Raw genomic sequence first — 19,186 nt, forward strand, 5'->3', positions numbered from 1 at the left:
GCACAGCCCTATTTAAAGTACGCCACGCCCGACTCAAAAATCTTTAAATCCTGTTCTCCGTAGATATTAACGGCGACGGATTCTCCACGCCGTTCCACGTGGGCCATCTTTCCAAGGCATCTTCCGTCGGGGCTTGTGATACCCTCGATCGACGCGTAGGAACCGTTTACGTTCCACTCTTCGTCCATCGTGGGGATTCCCTCCGGTGTAACATATTGAGTGGCTACCTGGCCGTTCTCAAAGAGTTTTTTGATCCACTCCTGGCTGGCTACGAACCTTCCCTCTCCGTGAGACGCCGGGCTTACATAAGTTTTGTTCAGCCCAGCCTGGGAGAGCCAGGGGGATTTGTTGGATACCACTTTGGTGTAGACCATCTTGGAAATATGACGTCCGATGGTGTTGTAGGTCAGGGTAGGAGAATCTGCGGTCTGGCCTGTGATATCGCCGTAGGGCACTAAGCCTAGCTTGATCAGGGCCTGGAAGCCGTTACAGATTCCAAGCGCCAGTCCGTCCCGCTCGTTCAAAAGCTTCATGACGGCTTCCTGGATCTTCGCGTTTCGGAAGGCGGTGGCGAAGAATTTGGCGGAACCGTCCGGCTCGTCTCCTGCGGAGAATCCGCCGGGGAACATGATCATCTGTGCCTGCCCGATTCCTCTCTCAAATTCTTCTACGGAGTCCCTGATCCCCTGGGCATCCAGGTTGCGGAACACCTTGGTGATTACTTTGGCGCCTGCCCGCTCGAAGGCTTTGGCGCTGTCGTACTCACAGTTGGTTCCGGGGAATACCGGTATGAATACGGTGGGTACGGCCAGCTTATGGCCGCACACATGGATCTCTTTTGCATCGTATACCGGTGTATCGAGTACCGCAGCGTCTTTCTTTGCTTTGGTCGGGAATACTTTTTCCAAGGTTTTCGTCCAGCTGTTCAGCGCTTCCTCGATCGGTATGTTCACGTCCTGATATTCCAGGCTGTCGCTGCCGGTTACCTGACCGATAACTGTATACGTTACGGACAGTTCGCCCAGCTTTCCATCGGGCACTTCCGCCACCAGGCTGCCGAATCCGGGCGCGAACAGATCCTCTGCGGATACGTTGTGCTCCAGGCGAACGCCGATTTTATTGCCGAATGCCATCTTGCTGACGGCGGTGATGATCCCATTTCCATCCACCGCGTAGGCGGAGATGATCCGGCCATTTTGGATATCTTCGTGGAATTTCTGGTACTGGTCCATGGCCTGCCCGTAGTCCGGCAAATCGTAGTCGTCACGGTTGATTTTCACCAGAATCAGCTTGCTGCCGGCTTTTTTAAGCTCCGGCGTGATGATGTCCCGCTCTTTTGCCACGTCTACCGCGAAGGAGACCAGGGTCGGAGGCACGTCAATATCGTTGAAGGTTCCCGACATGCTGTCCTTCCCGCCGATGGAGGGCAGTTCCAGTCTCAGCTGGGCCTCGTAGGCTCCTAACAGGGCGGCGAAGGGCTGGCTCCAGCGTTTAGGCTCATTCCACATCCTGCGGAAATATTCCTGGAACGTAAAGCGGATGTTCCGATAATCGCCGCCGGCAGCCACGATCTTGGCCACGGATTCCAGCACCGCGTAGGAGGAACCGTGGTAAGGGCTCCAGCTGGACAGGTACGGATCGAAACCGTAGCTCATCAGGGTAACCGTATCGCATTTTCCTTTCAATACCGGCAGCTTGGCGGCCATGGCCTGAACCTCGGTCAGCTGGTATTTTCCGCCGTGGGGCATGAACACGCTGGCCGCTCCGATGGAACCGTCGAACATTTCCACCAGACCCTTCTGGGAGCAGACGTTTAAGTCTGCCAGGGTCTGAAGCCATGCCTGTCTCACATCGCCCACAGGCTTCGTTTTGAAATAATTTTCCGTTTCCGGCATCTCCACGCACACATCCGTCTCCTGATGCGCGCCATTGGTGTCCAGAAACGCTCTGGATATATTTACAATCTCTTTTCCACGCCACAGCATAACCAGTCTGGGCTCTTTTGTGACGATGGCAGCCTCGGTGGACTCTAAGTTCTCTTCCGCCGCGTACGCCATAAACTCCGCCACGTCTTTGGGATCCACAACGACGGCCATCCGCTCCTGGGATTCGGAGATCGCGATCTCCGTTCCGTCAAGGCCCGCATATTTCTTCGGCACCTTGTCCAGGAAAATGTGAAGCCCGTCCGCCAATTCGCCGATAGCCACCGACACACCGCCCGCGCCGAAATCGTTGCATTTCTTGATGAGACGGCTCACCTCGGGCCTGCGGAATAATCTCTGTAACTTCCGCTCCGTGGGGGCGTTCCCTTTTTGTACCTCTGCGCCGCAGGTCTCGATGGAAGCTTCCGTGTGCACCTTAGAGGAGCCGGTAGCGCCGCCGCAGCCGTCTCTCCCGGTTCTTCCGCCCAGCAGGATAATGATATCGCCCGGATCTGAAGTCTCTCTCACCACATCTTTTCTCGGGGCCGCGCCCAGCACCGCTCCGATCTCCATTCGCTTCGCCACGTAGTTCGGATGATAGATTTCTTTCACAAGCCCAGTGGCCAGACCGATCTGGTTACCGTAGGAACTGTAACCGTTTGCCGCGCCCCGCACCAGCTTTTTCTGGGGAAGCTTCCCTTTGAGCGTCTGTTCCATCGATACCGTCGGGTCCGCCGCGCCGGTTACCCGCATAGCCTGATACACATAGGTACGGCCGGACAGGGGATCCCGGATCGCGCCTCCCAGGCAGGTTGCCGCGCCGCCGAAGGGCTCGATCTCCGTGGGATGGTTATGCGTCTCATTTTTAAAGTTGACCAGCCATTCCTCCGTAACCCCGTCGATCTCCACCGGAACCACGATGCTGCACGCGTTGATCTCATCGGATTCTTCCTGATCCGCAAGCTTGCCTTCCGCTTTTAGCTTTCTCATGGCCATCAGCGCCAGGTCCATCAGGCAGACGAATTTATCCTTCCGTCCTTTCAGCAGTTCTTCCCGGTCCGCCAGGTACTGCCGGTAGGTCTTTTCCATAGGAGTCCTGTAATACCCCTCCTCAAATTCCACATGTTTTAATTCCGTAGAGAAGGTGGTATGGCGGCAGTGATCCGACCAGTAGGTATCCAGCACCCGGATCTCTGTCATCGTCGGGTCCCTTCTCTCCTCGTTCAGAAAATAATTCTGGATATGCAAAAAATCCTGGAACGTCATCGCCAGATTCAAGGAATCATAAAGCCCCTTCAACGTCTCCTGATCCATTCGGATAAATCCGTCGAACACAGCGATATCAGCCGGCTCCTCAAACTCTGTGACCAGTGTTTCCGGTTTCACAAAATCCGTCTCTCTGGAATCCACCGGATTGATACAATAACTCTTAATCTGTTTGAGCTGCCCGTCGTCAAACTGTCCCCGGATTACATAGGTCGTAGCCGAGCGGATCACCGGTTCCTCATTTTCATTTAAAAAACGCACGCACTGAACGGCAGAATCCGCCCGCTGATCAAACTGCCCCGGCAGATACTCTACCGCAAAGGCCTTTTCATCGGCTCCTAACGGAAACTCCTCCTCATACAAGATGTCAACCGGAGGCTCTGAAAACACGGAAAGACAGGCTTTCTTATAACTCTCCTCCGTAATATTCTCCACATCGTACCGGATCAGGACCCGTACGCCCTGTACCCCGCTGATCCCCAGATAACTCCTGATATCCTCCAGTACCTCATTCGCCTTCACCGCATACGGCGGCTTCTTCTCGACATAAACTCTTCTTACGTTACTCATGATCGACCTCCTGATTCAGATTACACTCATGCATCTTGTTTTCTATTTTACCACAGTCTGTTCGATTAGTACAATTAATATACTTAATGTGTTTTATAAGTAATGCTAATCAATTGGTTTTCGGCTCGATTCTGTCTTATCTATCTTTCAGACGTTGTAATAAATGAAATACCGCTCCTACTGTTATGGGAAATAGTCGGACAGACTTCCGGCGGCTTCTGTTCCGCGGTTGCTTCCCATGCGGGACGAATCAGCCGCACATCCATAACAGGCGAAGCGGTTTTATTTAGATTTTACCCGGCACGGGTCGAAAGTGAACTCTGCCAGAGAATTGTGGGCTATTCCTTATAACATACCAATAAGACACACTACAATACTTCAAAATCCAGTTTACCTTGTTCCGTACCATTAACAATAAGTGCAAGGGAATGGGTTCCTGGGTAATGCTTTCTTGTACTTAAATCTGCAAAAGAATGCGTTTTTATATATATCTTTTCTTGATTTGCCATAAAGGAAGCTTCGGATATCTGAAATACTTTTCGATTCTGCCCGCCATTTGCTTTTACATAATAAACGCCATACTCCAACCGCACCTTAGTTGCTTTTTTTACCCTGATTTTAAAAGAAAAGATCATATCCTTCCCAATGGGAACGGACGCTGCTCCCAACGTGAAGTCATAAACATCCACGGAACCGGCATCTGCAATCCCAAAGATACCTAACACATCCCTGTTACCCTTTTTTAGCAGCGTCCTACATCCGTGTTTTACAATCCAATCCGTATATTCGTTTTTACCATACCAATCCATTGCCGTTTTCACAACAAGGTCAGGATGTGTTTTAGAAATATCGTTTAAATTATTGGCTACACTTTTACGGACATACAGAGACGGGTCTGCTTTCAGTTGCTCTAAAATACCAAGTATTGGTGATGGGTCTTTTTTAAACCTTGTCAGCGCTTGTCCCCACGGCAGCGCTGGACGGCAGCCCTCGCTGGCAAGCCGCCGGACATGCTCATTCTTATGCTTAGCCCATACGTACATCTGCGCCATCATACGCTCTTCCTGGTCTATAATAAATGACCTGACGGCAAACTCAGCGGTTGAGTATTGAGTATACCGCTCTAATGCAGCGATTGACAAATTCCAATGGCACTCATCCCGCCCGTAGACTTCCACAAAATCCGGGAAGTAAATTAAAGCATTGTCATGAAACCCTTCTGGATAACCCGCAACCACCTGATCTATAATGCCAAGTGCCGATTCGTAATCAGTTGGTAAATATCTTCCCAAATTAATAGCAATTTGCCGCATACGGCCCTTCAGTTCCAGCACATCCCATGTTTCATCCATAATGTCGTTTACAAAATCACTATCCTGAAATGAATGATATACAGCCTTAATGCGTAAAGCCAATTCATGAATGGAATGATAATTATAATATTTGTCTTTCATTAATTCAGGCATTTGCTTCCTCTTTAATATCAGCGTGCAGAAATGTTATCAACTCATTTGGTATCATAACCTTATATTTTTATCTCCGGGGACGTTCTTCCCCTTCCTGATACTGCCCGTTCCGCAGTTTGCTGAGCTCTTCGTAGTTACGCGACAAGCTCTCGGACTCCGGAATCAGCTCCATCTCCGGGCTCACGGTTACCGGTCCTCTGCGGAATACCGGTTTTAACAGAATCGGCGTAATAATCGTCGTAATCACCACCACAACTACCACCGGCCCCAGGAAGGCGGAACCCAGAAGCCCCAACTGGGCTCCCTTGCTGGCTACGATCAGGGCCACCTCACCACGGGAAATCATTCCGACTCCGATCCTCCAGCACTGATAGTTCTGATAGCCGCACACTTTGGCGCCCAGGCCGCAGCCGATAACCTTGGTCAGGATCGCCACCACCACTAGGATGACCGCGAACAGCACGATACTGGCCGTCATATTAGGAAGCTCCACTTTCAGTCCGATGCTGGCGAAAAAAACAGGGGACAGGAGCAGGTAGGATAAGGTATCAAATTTGGACGCCAGAAACTGGGTTTTCTGGGTTTTGGAAATAATCAGGCCCGCGATAAACGCGCCGGTAATATCGGCTACACCAAACCACACTTCCGCCACATAGGACATGATAAGGCAGAACACGAATGCAATGATCGCGTGCCGGTGAAGTCCTCTCGGCGCGGAACCGCTCCACTTTTCATAAATTTTATAAAACAGAAAGCCCGCAGCCAGCGCAAAGACGAAGAATCCGACGATTTTTAAAAGCACGATCCCGATATTGACAGAACTGTCCGCCATACTGGTGATCACGGTCAGCGCGATAATACCCAGGATATCGTCGATAATGGCGGCGCCCAGGATCGCATTTCCCGAACGGGTCTTCAATTTTCCCAGCTCTTTCAGGGTTTCCACCGTGATGCTGACAGACGTAGCGGTCAGGATCACACCGATAAACACATTTTGCAGAAATAAGGTGCAGGACGCGTCGGAGTCGATAACCCCTGGTTTGTTGAAGAAGTAAGCTACGGCAAATCCGCCTGCCAACGGTACCAGCACGCCGATCAGCGCGATCAGGAAAGATTTCTTCCCTGTTTTCTTCAATTCCTCCATATCCGTCTCCATGCCGGCGCAGAACATCAAAACGATGACCCCGATCTCCGACAGGTCATGGATCAATTCCGTCTCTTTTAATATGTTAAGCACTGCCGGTCCCAGGAGCAGCCCGGCCAGCAACGCTCCCACCACCTGGGGCATATGTATTTTCCGGGTAAAAAGGCCCAGCACTTTTGTACTCAGCAGTATCAATGCAAGATCGAACAAAAAATCATACGGATTCATCTCATATCTCTCCTTCTTCTCCCACAAACGCTATGATTGGGGACTCCATTTTTTACCATTTTTTTAATTCCGGTTCATCTTACTACTTCTATTTTTTCCTGTCAATCATTCAGATAATATGTTATAATATAACCATCATTTATAAGGAGTACTAATAATGGATATTAATTATGAGCTTTACAAAGTATTCTATTATGTAGCCGTGACGCTTAGTTTTTCCGAAGCATCCAAGCAGCTCTTTATCTCTCAGTCCGCCGTAAGCCAATCGATCAAGGTACTGGAAAAGAAGCTGAATCAGCAGCTCTTCGTGCGCAGCACAAAAAAGGTGTACTTAACCCCCGAAGGGGAAACCCTGCTCCGCTATGTGGAGCCCGCCATCAATCTGATCGAACGGGGGGAAAACCAGCTGCTGGAAGCGGATTCCCTGGGAGGCGGCCAGCTGCGCATCGGCGCCAGCGATACCATCTGCCGTTATTTTCTGGTCCCCTATCTGAAACGGTTCCACCGGGACTTTCCAAAGATCCACATTAAGGTTATGAACCAGACCTCGGTTAAGTGCGTCGATCTGCTGGAAAGCGGACAGGTTGATCTGATCGTATCGAACTTCCCGAATTCCCGGCTGAACAACACACACCAGATCACTACGATAAAATCTTTTCAGGACGTCTTCGTAGCCAGCAGGCAGTTTTTTGATCTGGCCGGCCATGAGGTTTCTCTTCAGGAACTGTTGGACTATCCGATCCTCATGCTGGACCGGAAAAGCACCACCAGCGAGTTCCTGCACAACCTGTTCCAGCAAAACCAGCTGGATCTGGTACCGGAAATCGAGCTTACCAGCAATGATCTGCTGCTGGATCTGGCCGGGATCGGACTGGGAATCGCTTTTGTGCCGGACTTCTGCCTGTTGAATAAGTCACCGGATCTCTATCCCCTGACCCTGCAGGAGAAGATGCCCCGCCGCCAGATCGTGATCGCCTATAATCAGCATCTGCCCATCTCACAGGCCGCCAGACAGTTTATTCAGTATTTCTCCTGACCGCGCCAGAAGTCTTCCAATTTCTGATCGATGGTATGCAGCGTGCAGTGTTCGTGCACTGCCCATTCAGGAGGAAAGAGCTGCTTATACTGGTACTGCGTAAACCGGTCGTCCAATAAAAGGATAACCCCCGTGTCCTGATCCGTGCGGATGACCCGGCCCGCGGCCTGCAGCACCTTATTCATGCCCGGATAGAGATACGCGTAGGAAAATCCTTCCCGCTGGGCCTGATGCTCATCATAGTACTGTTTCAGAATTTCCCGTTCATTGCAGACCTGGGGCAGCCCCGTCCCGACGATAATCGCGCCGATCAGCTGCTCCTGCTTCAGATCGATTCCTTCCGAAAAAATGCCGCCCATTACACAAAAACCGACCAGCGTCCGGTCAAGCCCGGTGGTAAACTGGGATAAAAATTCTTCTCTCTCCTGTTCCCGCATATTCGGCTGCTGCAGCAGACAGATACAGCCTGGGTCCGGATTCAGCGATTGAAAGCTCTCATAGACCGACTCCATCATGCGGTAGGAGGGGAAAAACACCAGGTAGTTTCCCTTTTTATGGAAGATGGTCTTCTGTATATAGGAAGCCATCCGCTGATATTCTGCCTGACCGCGCCGGGTATATTTGCTGCTGACGTCGCTCCCGACCAGCAGCAGCCTTTGTTCCGGCCGGAACGTACTGCTGGCGTATACCGCGTAGTCGTTCATGTCTCCGCTCAACAGATTAACGTAGTAGCGAAGCGGCAGTAAAGTCGCCGAAAAGAAGACCGCGCTGTTTCCTTTATCCAAAAATTCTTTCAGGTTTTTGGCCGTATGAATGCAGAAAAGTTTCAGCTGGAACTGACCGTTTTCCATATGCTCGGTGTAGATCTCATAATTTTCATCCACTCGGTCGTAAATGTTCAGAAAATCCCTGACCTGCATATAAAATTCAAACACCTGGTCGCGGATCTCATCCTGTTCCCATTCTTCCAGAAATTTCTCCAATTCCGCCGCAAGCCTCATAAGCGCTATAATAAAATCGCCGATATCCGGCAGCAGCCGGTAGGTATCGCATTCCCGCTTCATAGACAGAAGCCGTTTATTGCAGCTGTCCAATTCTTTGGCAACCTTTGGCCGCACAGCTTTGATTACCTTTTTTATCTCCAGGAAATCTTCTTTTATAAGCGCAGCGCTGTACATTTCCCTGGCCCGTTCCACCAAGTTATGGGCTTCATCGATCAAAAACAGATAATCCCCTTTGATCCCCTCCGCAAAAAAGCGCTTCAGATAAACCTTAGGATCGAACACGTAATTATAATCACAGATAATCCCGTCGCACCATGTGGAAACATCCAGACAGAATTCAAACGGGCAAACCTCATATTCCATCGCATGAGCGTTTAAAACTTCTCTGGTAAAGTTATCTTCTTTTGTGAGCAGCGCATAGACCGCGTCATTTACCCGGTCATAATGCCCTTTCGCATAAGGGCAGTGATCCGGATTGCATTCCATCTCCTCGCAGGCGCACATTTTCTCTTTCGCCGTGATGATCACCGTCTTATAACGAAGTCCCTGTTCCCGGAGCAGGGAAAATGCCTCGTTTGCCACCGTACGGGTGATGGTTTTGGCTGTAAGATAAAAGATTTTATCTCCCAGTTCCTCCCCTACCGCTTTCACCGCCGGGAAAACGGTGGATATCGTCTTGCCCACACCGGTAGGCGCCTGTATAAAAAGACGTTTTTTCTGATACATGGTGCGGTATACCTGGGAGGCCAGCTCCTTCTGCCCTTCCCGGTAGGGAAAGGGGAATTCTATGTTATGGATGGAATCCTTTCGGATTTTTCTCCATTCGAATTGAAAGTCAGCCCACTTTCTGTATTCCTCCATAAGCCCCCCGAACCACTTCTCCAGTTCCGGAAACTCATATTCCGACTCAAAATATTTTATAAACTCCGTATCCAGGTTTACATAGGTCATCCGAACCGCTATATGAGAAAGCCCCTGCTGCCGCCCGTAGATATAAGCATAGCATTTTGCCTGCGCCAGATGCACGCCCACCGGTCCGTCCAGGTGCTCCAGGTCCATATAGATTCCTTTAATTTCGTCGATTACGACAGTCCCATCCTGCTCCTCTATTCCGTCTGCCCTGCCTTCCACGCATATCTCATAGTCCTCTGCCGGCACGGTGATCTTCAGCGGAACCTCCGCCCGGTAACCGGCTCCCATCTGCCGCTGGATCTTCCGGTGGATTCTGCTTCCGGCCTGCATCGCTTCCGTATCTTTCCCGGCTTTCTTCCGGTTATCGATATCCCCTTCCCGCAGAATAAACTCCACCAGGCTGCGCACCGATATCTTAATCACTGTATCCGACATCTTTCCTATCTCCTTCAGGTATTCTGTTCCCTATTATCCCCTTCCCGCCGGGCTGCGTCAAGAAGGAAACCTGATTGCCGGTTTATCCCAAACCTCTGCGTACCGGCTTTATCCCTAATTGAAAATGCCCCCCATCCCATAAGGCTACAGGATAGAGGGCTCATTGTTCCGCATCAAAATCAGTGTATAGGCTGCATATCGTTATGCAATCGAATATTTATCCAAGATGTTCTCAAACCGGAGGTCATTTCCGCCGTAACGAACTGTCAATTCTTTGGTCAGGTCCATGCTCAATACGCCCAAAATAGACTTTGCATCAACCACGAAGCGATTATAAAAAATATCGACATCGAAATCACATTTCTCAGCTGCGGCTACGAACTCTCTTACATCTTCTGTTGCGGACAACTTGATTTTTCGTTTCTCCATAGCAAACACTTCCTTAGATAAAATAGAACTAAAACATGTGGTATCGATTTCGTCTAGAATTATCCCACTATTTAGTCTATTTGTCAATTCTGTCCAAAGTTCCCAAATTTAACCTGTTTTTAACTAAATTTGTACTTTTATAATATGACCCTCTTGGATTTTTCTTATTTTCGCACAAAAATGACAACTTCAAAAAGGAGGTTCCGTTTGCCAAAACCAAATTTTTATTCATTCTGCACCGAATGCGTCGACAAAATTGTGGCGAAATGTCGATAACATAACGCCTTTTATCCCCTCATAGAAGCGGGACGATCTTACTTAGCCTACGCTTCCTGCGTGAATTCCGGCATATAAGTCCGGAAACGCAGCGGCAGATTCTGACGCTGGAGCTGTCTGTTTTCCCTTGCCTGTATACTAATACTTTTTGTAAAAAGCTTCCAAAGCTGCCGGAACTGTTCTTCCTCCTGGCTGATCTGAGACAGAAACGATTCATTCAGCGTCCGGCCCCGCATCAGCCCCCAGCAGCCTCCTGCCTGATGCATCAAAAAAAGCTTTCGTCCCTCGTCATATATCACCCAGTTTTCCTGAGGCAGCCGGTCGGCAAAATGCGGCCCGATCAGAGTCAGCGCGTTATTTTTCGGCCGGATCCTGGAAAACAGGATTCCTCCTTTTAACTCCTGGAACCGGACAAATCCCGTCAAATGATGCGCCTCATAGCCTGCCTGACGGCTCAGCTCGAATACCCGGCAGACATTCGGATCCGCCAGGGCGTCCATAACTTTTCTGCCATCCGGCATGGACAGACCTTTCACAACCACCCGATACAGCGCATCCGCCTTCTCAGGAGCGAAAGAAGCCGCCGCCTGGCAGATCATCTCAAATACCTCGTCCCCGAATCTTCTCTTCAATGTACGGGCTACCTTTTCCGCTTTTTCCCCGTCGGCCCCAACCTCCACATATCTGGAAAACAATTCCATCGTCTCTTCTGAGTCTATGATCAATTTTACATTTTCATGCCCGTACCGGCTGTCCCAGGCATCATAGATGCCGGTGAATATTCCGTCCAGGCTGTCTTCACAGACAAAAATTATCTTTTCCACATCTGACTCCCTCCGTCTCTATCTGTCTGGCTCCATCGCCTTTCGTCTTATCCCTTCATCTTATTCCTTCGTTTTATCCCTTCATCTCCCACTTTTTATCCGGCAGTTTTCTCTCAGATCTGTCCGCCCACAGCCTGGAGCCGCTCTTCCCTGGTAGGCTCGCGGGACAGTCTCATATCGTCAAACAAAGACAGCTGCTGATAGCGGATCTCCTCCTTGTGCACCGGAAGTTTTTCATCCAGATTCAGCAGATTCCTGGTAATATAGTCTTCCTCAAGCTTCGTCGGATACATCATCTTCCCTTTGCAGGTGATAAAATACAGCGCCCTTTTCAGGACTACTCCCATCTTCTTAATATCTGCAAAATCCAGTACTCCAAGCTTTCTTGCTTTCACGATCCGCCGGGCGGACTTATTGCCGATCCCCGGCACACGCAGCAGCGTATAAAAATCCGCCCGGTTAATCTCAACCGGAAACTGATCCAGATGGCGCAGCGCCCAGTCACATTTGGGATCCAGCAGCACATTAAAATTCGGCTTATCTTCCGACAGCAGTTCCTCAGCCCGAAAACCGTAAAACCGCAGCAGCCAGTCCGCCTGATAAAGCCTGTGTTCCCGCAACAGCGGCGGTCCTCCGGGCAGCGCCGGCAGGCTCGAATCCTCCGTCACCTGGACAAAAGCGGAATAAAACACCCGCTTAAGCGAAAACTGATCATACAGGGACTGGGCAACCGAAACGATCTGATAATCCGTCTCCGGCGTCGCCCCGATAATCATCTGTGTGCTCTGTCCCGCCGGCACAAATTTCGGCGCGTGGCGATATACCATCAGCTCATTTTTATTTTCGGCCATCCGGGTCTGAATCTGCCGCATCGGCTTTAAAATAGTCTTTCTATGTTTATTCGGGGCCAGCATTCTTAAGCTGTCCGCTGTGGGCAGTTCCAGATTAATGCTCATCCGGTCCGCCAGAAATCCGGTCTGATCGATCAGGCGCTGAGACGCCCCAGGAATCGCCTTCACATGAATATATCCTTGAAAATGCCAAACCGTCCTCAATTTGTACAAAGTCTGATAAAGCAGCTCCATCGTGTAATCCGGACTATAAAGGACTCCCGAACTCAAAAACAGTCCCTCAATGTAATTCCTTCTGTAAAATCCCATCGTCAGCTCGCATATCTCATCCGGGCTGAACGAGGCCCTGGGTATGTCATTGGACGCTCTGTTCATACAATACTTACAGTCATAAATGCATTCATTGGTAAACAATATCTTCAGAAGCGATATGCATCTGCCATCTGCGGAAAAGCTATGGCAGATCCCCGCTGCCACGCAGTTCCCAATCCCCTTACCATCCCCGTTCCGGTCCACGCCGCTGGACGTACAGGCTACGTCATATTTCGCCGCATCGGATAGTATTTCCAATTTCTCCATCAAGCCCATCGATTGTCCTATTCTCATGAAACTGCCTCCCGTACGAACATATGTTTGGTTTATTCTAACATAGTTGCTGCAGAAAAGCAAGGGGGATTCGAATGTATGTTCTGTGGGAAAGGGACCGGCGGGAAATGGGGCGGGGGAGGGCCGGCATGTCTGTGGGGAAAAACTTCGGGACGAGCTAAGAGATATGGGATGGGGCGGGTAAGAATCCCTTATTACATTTTTCTACGCAAACTCGCTGCGCTCAAACATGCTCCGAAAAACGGGGATTCTTACCCGCCCCCTCCCATATCTCTAAGCTCCTCCCTCAATGTTTTTCCCCACAGACATGCCGGTCCTCCCCCGCCCCATTTCCCGCCTGCTTTGGTGCTGGCAGAATTGGATCGAATGTGCTTTGGGGATGAGGATGGTGTTTTGGATGATTTCTTTGGCTGTTGGTATGAATGGTTTCTATGGACGGTTTTCTTTGGACGTTGCTATGAATAGTTTCTATGGTCAACAACCATGAAAAAACCATCTATAGAAATTATTCAGAACAACAACTATGGAAAACTGGCTATAGAAACCATTTAGACCAACATCTAAAGAAAACCGTCCATAGAAGCCATTTACAACAACATCCAAAGAAAACTGTCTGAATTTAACTATTTGTATAATGGAAAAAGAACCTTTTCTGATTCTCCGTGCCAGCCGCTGTTGGGCGGGATGGGGCAGGCAGAACAGTAAAAGGTTCTTTTTGTTTAAAAGCTTTACACGTTTTTAGTTTTGATTGGTATCTGATGCTTGTATGTCGCTTGTTTGTTTCCTGGTATAATTAATTTGATATTATAGCCTTTGATGACTGGGCGTATTCCTTATTCCTCACGGGGGAGTACGGAATCGTGGCCTTCGGGCAGTACTGCGGCCAGGATCATTCCGACTACGGCGGCGAGGGCCAGGCCGGAGATGGTTACGGTGGAGGTTACGGGGATGCTGTCGCATCCGATGCCCAGGACGACGATGATGGAGGCGATCATCAGGTTCCGGCTGTTTCCGAAGTTCAGCCGGTTGTTGATCAGAATCCGGACGCCGACGGAGGCGATCATTCCGTATAGGACGATGCTGATGCCGCCGCTTACAGGGCCGGGGATGCTGGAGATCAGGCCTCCGAATTTGCCGAGGATACCCAGCAGCATGGCGAATACGGCCGCGACGCGGATAACGCTGGGGTCGTAGACTTTGGTTACGGCTAAGACACCGGTGTTTTCACCGTAAGTGGTGTTGGCCGGGCCTCCCAGGAAGCCTGCTAAAGCGGTGGCAAGTCCGTCGCCCAGGATCGTTCTGTGGATACCGGGTTCGATCATGAAGTTCTTGCCTACGACTGCGCTGTTGGTGGTGATATCGCCTACGTGCTCGATCAGCGTAACCAGAGCGATGGGGGCGATGGCCAGGATCGCGTCCGCCTTAAAGGTGGGCAGCGCCAGGATCTGGGCGATGATGTCTTTGTCCATAAATGAGAAGAAATGGGCCTGCTGTACCGGTGTGAAGTCCAGGAATCCCATGGGGATGCAGACCAGATAACCGGCTATGATGGCGAACAGGATCGGCATCAGGTTGTAGATCCCTCTCGCAAATACGGATATGGCGATGACGACCGCCAGAACGACTACGGTGACGAATACGGCTTTCAGACTGAACGCCCCGTTGTAGTAAAAAGCGGAATTGATGGCGGTGGAGCTGAGCCTTAAGCCTATGACGATGATAACCGGCCCGGTTACGATGGGGGGCAGGAGTTTATTGACTTTTTCATATCCGACCAGTTTGATCAGAATGGAGAACAGTACGTAGATCAGGCCTGCGACGATCAGGGCGCCTTTGACTGCGGACAGTTTGTCGATAAAGTCCGGGTCTCCTAAGCGGGAGTCCCCGATGACGGCAATGATTCCGCCCATGAATGCAAAACTGGACCCCAGGAAGACCGGTACTTTTCTCTTGGTTACCAGATGAAACAACAGGGTGCCAAGTCCGGCGCAAAACAGGGTGATTGATGTGCTTAAACCGGTCAGGGCCGGAACTAATACGGTAGCTCCGAACATGGCCAGCACGTGCTGAATGCCAAGAATCAGCTTCTTTTTGGCGGATAAATTCATATCCATGTGATCCCTCCTCATACTCTCATGTAAGTTAGTGTATTTGCCTTTGTATACTATACCTGCATTTTTTTTAGATATCAAGGATTTTAATCGAAATATGTAAATAAATTTAATCTCTTGTCACATTTTTTAACCATTTTTTGGAACGGAACCTCCAGGTGGAGAACGGAAGCTTCAGCACCTCATCGCTGACCAGTATCATGTAGACGATGGGAATCGGAAGATGGAATACAAAAGCCGCCAGGAAGCCTCCGAAAATGGAGCCGCACCACATCATCACCGCGTCCAGGAAAAGACCGTATTTGATATCCCCGCCGCCCCTAAATACCCCTACCACCAAGGTGGTATTATATGCCTGGGCCACAATAAAGTACGCCATGACGAACAGCATGACGCTCAGGTAGCGGAATGCCTCGTCGGTCAGGCTTAGGTAGTTCCACAGTACCGGCCGCAGCAGCTGGATGACGCTGGAACCTGCAATGCCGAACAGGATGCCCAGTTTCACACATTTGCGGGCGTAGGCCTCCGCGAAATCGTATTTCCCCTCCCCGATCGCTTTCCCGATCATGATCGCTGTGGCGGATGAAAGGCCGAAGGCCACGACCGTAGCCAGCTGGCGGCACACCTGGGCCACGGAGTTGGCCGCTACGACAGGGCTTCCCAGATGCCCGATAATGGCCGCTATCGCGGACATGCCCGCTCCCCAGAGCAGCTCATTGATCATAACCGGAATGGAATAGACGATAAAGTCCTTCAGCAGCAGCCGGTCAAACCGGAACATGTAACGGAAGCGGAAACGCACCTCGCGGTTTTTGAATTTCGCGTACCAGATCACAAGCAGCAGTTCCACGATTCTGGCGATCAGGGTTCCCAGCGCAGCGCCGGCGATTCCCATAGCCGGACAGCCCAGAAGTCCAAAAATAAATATGGCGTTCAGGCCAATGTTGTCGATCAGGGATATCAGGTACACGCAGGTCGATATCATTACCTTTTCCACGCTTCGCATAATATACAGATATACCATGGTAATCCCCGACAGGACATAGGACCATGCGACGATCCGCAGGTAAACCACGCCTTCTGCGATTACCGCCTCTTCCGAAGTAAATATCTTCATCAGCGCCGCCGGAACGCACAGCGTCACCGCCGTAAACACCACCGCAATCACCATGGTGATGCCCATAGCGATACCCAGGACTTTCTCAATCGCCGCTACGTCCCGTTTACCCCAATATTGGGCGGTCAGCACCATCGCGCCCGAAGTCATGCCGAAAAAAATCAGATTTAAAATGAAATAAATCTGATTTGCCAGTGATGAGGCGGATAACACCGTCTCTCCCACTCTTCCCAACATCACCACATCGGCGGTTGTCACACCTACATTTATTAAATTCTGCAATGCCAGAGGAAGTACCAGAGCAAACATCCGCCTGTAAAAGCTTCTGCTCTCTTCCTGTGATAATTTAAACTTTTGTTTTTCCATATTTCCCTCCATACGCGCGTTTACCGCACATACCTATAGGTGCGGATGAACTTTTTTCGTCCATCCTTCCCTAAACCTCACTCCTAACAAACTATCATAAAATTCCAGGCTTGTGAAGACTTTTTTTATTTGGAAGCAGCACATTTAATTAAAAGCCGTACTTGATAACTTGGCCAAAACTAGCTATAGTATAACAATGAGAAGAAAAAACAGGAGAATGTAAAATGGCCTTTGATGGAATCGTTATTGCTAATCTGGCAAAAGAATTAAATGATACGCTGACCGGCGGCCGTATTTATAAAATTGCACAGCCCGAAAAGGATGAATTGCTGCTTACTATAAAAAATCAGAAAAACCAGTACCGCCTGCTGTTATCCGCGGACGCCGGCCTTCCTCTGGTTTATCTCACGGAGACGAATAAGCAAAGTCCCATGACGGCCCCGAATTTTTGTATGCTGCTGCGCAAACATATCAGCAACGGAAGAATCCTTAAGGTAACTCAGCCGGGACTGGAGCGTATCTTGCGTTTTGAGATCGAACATCTGGATGAGCTGGGAGATCTGTGCCGTAAAACCCTGGTGGTGGAGATCATGGGAAAGCACAGCAACATTATTTTCTGCCGGGATGACGGCATGATTATTGACAGTATCAAACATGTGCCCGCACAGATGAGTTCGGTGAGGGAAGTCCTTCCGGGCAGGGAATACTTTATTCCCCAGACCCAGGATAAACAGGACCCGCTGCTGATCAACCGGGATCAATTTTTAAAAGTGGTGTTCGGTAAACCGATGAAGCTGTCCAAGGCTCTTTATACCTCCCTTACGGGGATCAGCCCGCTGATCGCTGAGGAATTATGTTACCGCGCGTCCCTGGAATCGGATCAGCCGGCAAATACGATGGGGGAAAGAGAACAACTGCATCTGTACCACATGTTTGAATTACTGATGGAAGATGTGCGGGAGGCCCGGTTTGTCCCCAATATCGTAAACAACGGCCGGATACCTGTTGAATTTTCCAGTATAACGCTGACTCAATACAGGGATCTCACCTGCCGGAACTATGACACGATCTCCATGACACTGGAGGCCTATTATGCGGCCAAAAATACCGTCACCAGAATCCGGCAGCGTTCTTCGGACTTAAGGCGCGTCGTGCAGACCATACTGGACAGGGACCGGAAAAAATATGAGCTTCAGTTAAAGCAGATGAAGGATACGGAAAAAAAAGACAAGTATAAAGTATATGGCGAGCTAATCAATACTTATGGGTATCACGTAGAGCCGGGTTCCAAGTCGATGGAGGCGCTGAACTATTATACAAATGAGATGATTACGATTCCGCTGGACCCCATGCTTACCCCATTGGAGAACGGACAGAAGTATTTTGATAAGTATAATAAGTTAAAACGGACCGCGGAAGCCCTTGAATCCTTGTTAAAGCAGACCCATGACCAGATTCTGCACCTGGAAAGCATCGGGGCCGCCCTGGATATCGCGCTATCGGAAGAAGATCTGGTACAGATTAAGGAAGAGATGGTGGAGTCCGGGTATATCAGGAGAAAAAATACCGGGAAGAAGGTTAAGATTACTTCGAAGCCGTTCCATTATATTTCCAGCGACGGTTATCATATGTATGTGGGGAAAAATAATTATCAGAATGAAGAGCTGACCTTTAAATTCGCTTCCGGGAATGACTGGTGGTTTCATGCCAAAGGGATTCCGGGTTCCCATGTCATTGTAAAATCGGAAGGAGCTGAACTTCCGGACCGGGTCTTCGAGGAGGCAGGCAGGCTCGCGGCTTATTATTCAAAGGGCCGTGAGGCCGGAAAAGTGGAGATTGATTATACGGAGAAGAAAAATGTGAAGAAACCAAACGGCAGCAAACCCGGGTTCGTCGTTTACTATACCAATTATTCTCTGACCATCGAGCCGGATCTGTCCGGGTTAACGCTGGTGGATTAAGGGAGGAGCACATTATGAAGGTTTATATTGTCAGGCATGGAATTACGGAGTGGAATAAATTGAGAAGAATCCAGGGGCATACGGATATTCCCCTGAGCACAGAGGGTATACAGCTGGCACAGAAAACGGCCCATGGAATGGCTGGTATCCCTTTTACCAAAGCCTTCTCAAGCCCGCTCTCCCGCGCGTTTCAAACCGCGGAGATCATACTGCAGGGACGGGGGATACCGGTCGAGACCGATGAACGGCTGGCAGAGATTAATTTCGGGCTGTATGAGGGAATGCGCTGTATCGAGCCCGGGCGGACCGTTCCGCCGGATTTTGATAATTTCTTTGGCGATTCCGCCCATTATACGCCGCCGGCGGGAGGCGAGACACTGGCTTCCGTGATCCGCCGGGGTACGGAATTTCTGAGGGAGATCTTTTTGCGGGAGGATCTGCAGGACGATACGATCCTCATTGCCGCTCATGGATGTATCATCCGCGGGATGCTCTATTATTTCCGCGAAGTCCCCCTCTCTGAGTTCTGGGGTACCGGAGTTCCTAAGAACTGTGCCGTTTCTATCGCGGAGTCTGCCGTTCCCCATCCGGTCCTTCTGGAAGAGGATGTCCTCTTTTATTGATGTACCCTGGATTTGTCAGCTAAACTTTTGCACTAAAAA

12 protein-coding genes are annotated in these 19,186 nt (G+C 50.0%); 3 read left to right on the forward strand and 9 right to left on the reverse strand.

The window, feature by feature from the left end; all coding sequences use genetic code 11:
• Positions 1-8: 8 nt before the first annotated feature.
• From KTH89_RS00075 to KTH89_RS00085, 3 genes are all read right to left on the reverse strand, one after another.
• Entirely contained in the window at positions 9-3,758 is a 3,750-nt protein-coding gene (locus KTH89_RS00075) for a phosphoribosylformylglycinamidine synthase (RefSeq protein WP_238720172.1), read from the reverse strand.
• Between the two features lie 368 nt (positions 3,759-4,126).
• The gene (locus tag KTH89_RS00080; RefSeq protein WP_238720173.1) at positions 4,127-5,224 is read right to left on the reverse strand and encodes a DNA alkylation repair protein; all 1,098 of its coding nucleotides are present in this window, start codon (positions 5,222-5,224) and stop codon (positions 4,127-4,129) included.
• 67 nt (positions 5,225-5,291) lie between these two features.
• A complete protein-coding gene (locus KTH89_RS00085) occupies positions 5,292-6,596 on the reverse strand; it encodes a cation:proton antiporter (protein ID WP_238720174.1) in 1,305 nt (434 codons plus the stop codon).
• Positions 6,597-6,753: 157 nt separating this feature from the next.
• Here KTH89_RS00085 and KTH89_RS00090 point away from each other — a divergent pair, with 157 nt between their 5' ends.
• Positions 6,754-7,632, forward strand: a complete 879-nt coding sequence (locus KTH89_RS00090; protein ID WP_158343991.1) for a LysR family transcriptional regulator — start codon at positions 6,754-6,756, stop codon at positions 7,630-7,632.
• Here KTH89_RS00090 and KTH89_RS00095 read toward each other — a convergent pair.
• The 6 genes from KTH89_RS00095 to KTH89_RS00120 all read right to left on the reverse strand — a co-directional run bounded on the left by KTH89_RS00095 (position 7,617) and on the right by KTH89_RS00120 (position 16,563).
• A complete protein-coding gene (locus KTH89_RS00095) occupies positions 7,617-9,983 on the reverse strand; it encodes an ATP-dependent DNA helicase (RefSeq protein WP_238720175.1) in 2,367 nt (788 codons plus the stop codon). The genes KTH89_RS00090 and KTH89_RS00095 overlap by 16 nt on opposite strands.
• 201 nt (positions 9,984-10,184) lie before the next feature.
• The gene (locus KTH89_RS00100; RefSeq protein ID WP_158343987.1) at positions 10,185-10,412 is read right to left on the reverse strand and encodes an HPr family phosphocarrier protein; all 228 of its coding nucleotides are present in this window, start codon (positions 10,410-10,412) and stop codon (positions 10,185-10,187) included.
• Positions 10,413-10,735: 323 nt separating this feature from the next.
• Entirely contained in the window at positions 10,736-11,512 is a 777-nt protein-coding gene (locus KTH89_RS00105) for a TIGR03915 family putative DNA repair protein (protein WP_238720176.1), read from the reverse strand.
• A 113-nt stretch (positions 11,513-11,625) separates the two neighbouring features.
• A complete protein-coding gene (locus tag KTH89_RS00110) occupies positions 11,626-12,969 on the reverse strand; it encodes a putative DNA modification/repair radical SAM protein (protein ID WP_158343985.1) in 1,344 nt (447 codons plus the stop codon).
• Between the two features lie 833 nt (positions 12,970-13,802).
• Positions 13,803-15,083: a uracil-xanthine permease family protein gene (locus KTH89_RS00115; RefSeq protein WP_158343983.1), complete on the reverse strand. Its 1,281-nt coding sequence runs from the start codon at positions 15,081-15,083 to the stop codon at positions 13,803-13,805.
• Between the two features lie 106 nt (positions 15,084-15,189).
• Positions 15,190-16,563, reverse strand: a complete 1,374-nt coding sequence (locus KTH89_RS00120; RefSeq protein ID WP_238720177.1) for an MATE family efflux transporter — start codon at positions 16,561-16,563, stop codon at positions 15,190-15,192.
• Positions 16,564-16,787: 224 nt separating this feature from the next.
• Here KTH89_RS00120 and KTH89_RS00125 point away from each other — a divergent pair, with 224 nt between their 5' ends.
• Together KTH89_RS00125 and KTH89_RS00130 are read left to right on the forward strand one after the other, a co-directional pair.
• Complete coding sequence (locus KTH89_RS00125) at positions 16,788-18,524, forward strand: Rqc2 family fibronectin-binding protein (RefSeq protein ID WP_238720178.1); 1,737 nt, start codon at positions 16,788-16,790, stop codon at positions 18,522-18,524.
• A gap of 14 nt (positions 18,525-18,538) precedes the next feature.
• Positions 18,539-19,147 carry a histidine phosphatase family protein gene (locus KTH89_RS00130; protein WP_238720179.1) on the forward strand — a complete coding sequence of 203 codons (609 nt, stop codon included), beginning with the start codon at positions 18,539-18,541 and terminating at the stop codon, positions 19,145-19,147.
• Positions 19,148-19,186: the final 39 nt, after the last annotated feature.

This window comes from Diplocloster agilis (genome assembly GCF_019042275.1).
Taxonomy (GTDB): Bacteria; Bacillota; Clostridia; order Lachnospirales; family Lachnospiraceae; genus Diplocloster; species Diplocloster agilis.

Excerpts from the sequence above, each read along its gene's own strand:
- KTH89_RS00075 (WP_238720172.1), bottom strand. The coding sequence starts at position 3,758 with ATGAGTAACGTAAGAAGAGTTTATGTCGAGAAGAAGCCGCCGTATGCG.
- KTH89_RS00080 (WP_238720173.1), bottom strand. The coding sequence starts at position 5,224 with ATGCCTGAATTAATGAAAGACAAATATTATAATTATCATTCCATTCAT.
- KTH89_RS00085 (WP_238720174.1), bottom strand. The coding sequence starts at position 6,596 with ATGAATCCGTATGATTTTTTGTTCGATCTTGCATTGATACTGCTGAGT.
- KTH89_RS00090 (WP_158343991.1), top strand. The coding sequence starts at position 6,754 with ATGGATATTAATTATGAGCTTTACAAAGTATTCTATTATGTAGCCGTG.
- KTH89_RS00095 (WP_238720175.1), bottom strand. The coding sequence starts at position 9,983 with ATGTCGGATACAGTGATTAAGATATCGGTGCGCAGCCTGGTGGAGTTT.
- KTH89_RS00100 (WP_158343987.1), bottom strand. The coding sequence starts at position 10,412 with ATGGAGAAACGAAAAATCAAGTTGTCCGCAACAGAAGATGTAAGAGAG.
- KTH89_RS00110 (WP_158343985.1), bottom strand. The coding sequence starts at position 12,969 with ATGAGAATAGGACAATCGATGGGCTTGATGGAGAAATTGGAAATACTA.
- KTH89_RS00115 (WP_158343983.1), bottom strand. The coding sequence starts at position 15,083 with ATGGATATGAATTTATCCGCCAAAAAGAAGCTGATTCTTGGCATTCAG.
- KTH89_RS00120 (WP_238720177.1), bottom strand. The coding sequence starts at position 16,563 with ATGGAAAAACAAAAGTTTAAATTATCACAGGAAGAGAGCAGAAGCTTT.
- KTH89_RS00125 (WP_238720178.1), top strand. The coding sequence starts at position 16,788 with ATGGCCTTTGATGGAATCGTTATTGCTAATCTGGCAAAAGAATTAAAT.
- KTH89_RS00130 (WP_238720179.1), top strand. The coding sequence starts at position 18,539 with ATGAAGGTTTATATTGTCAGGCATGGAATTACGGAGTGGAATAAATTG.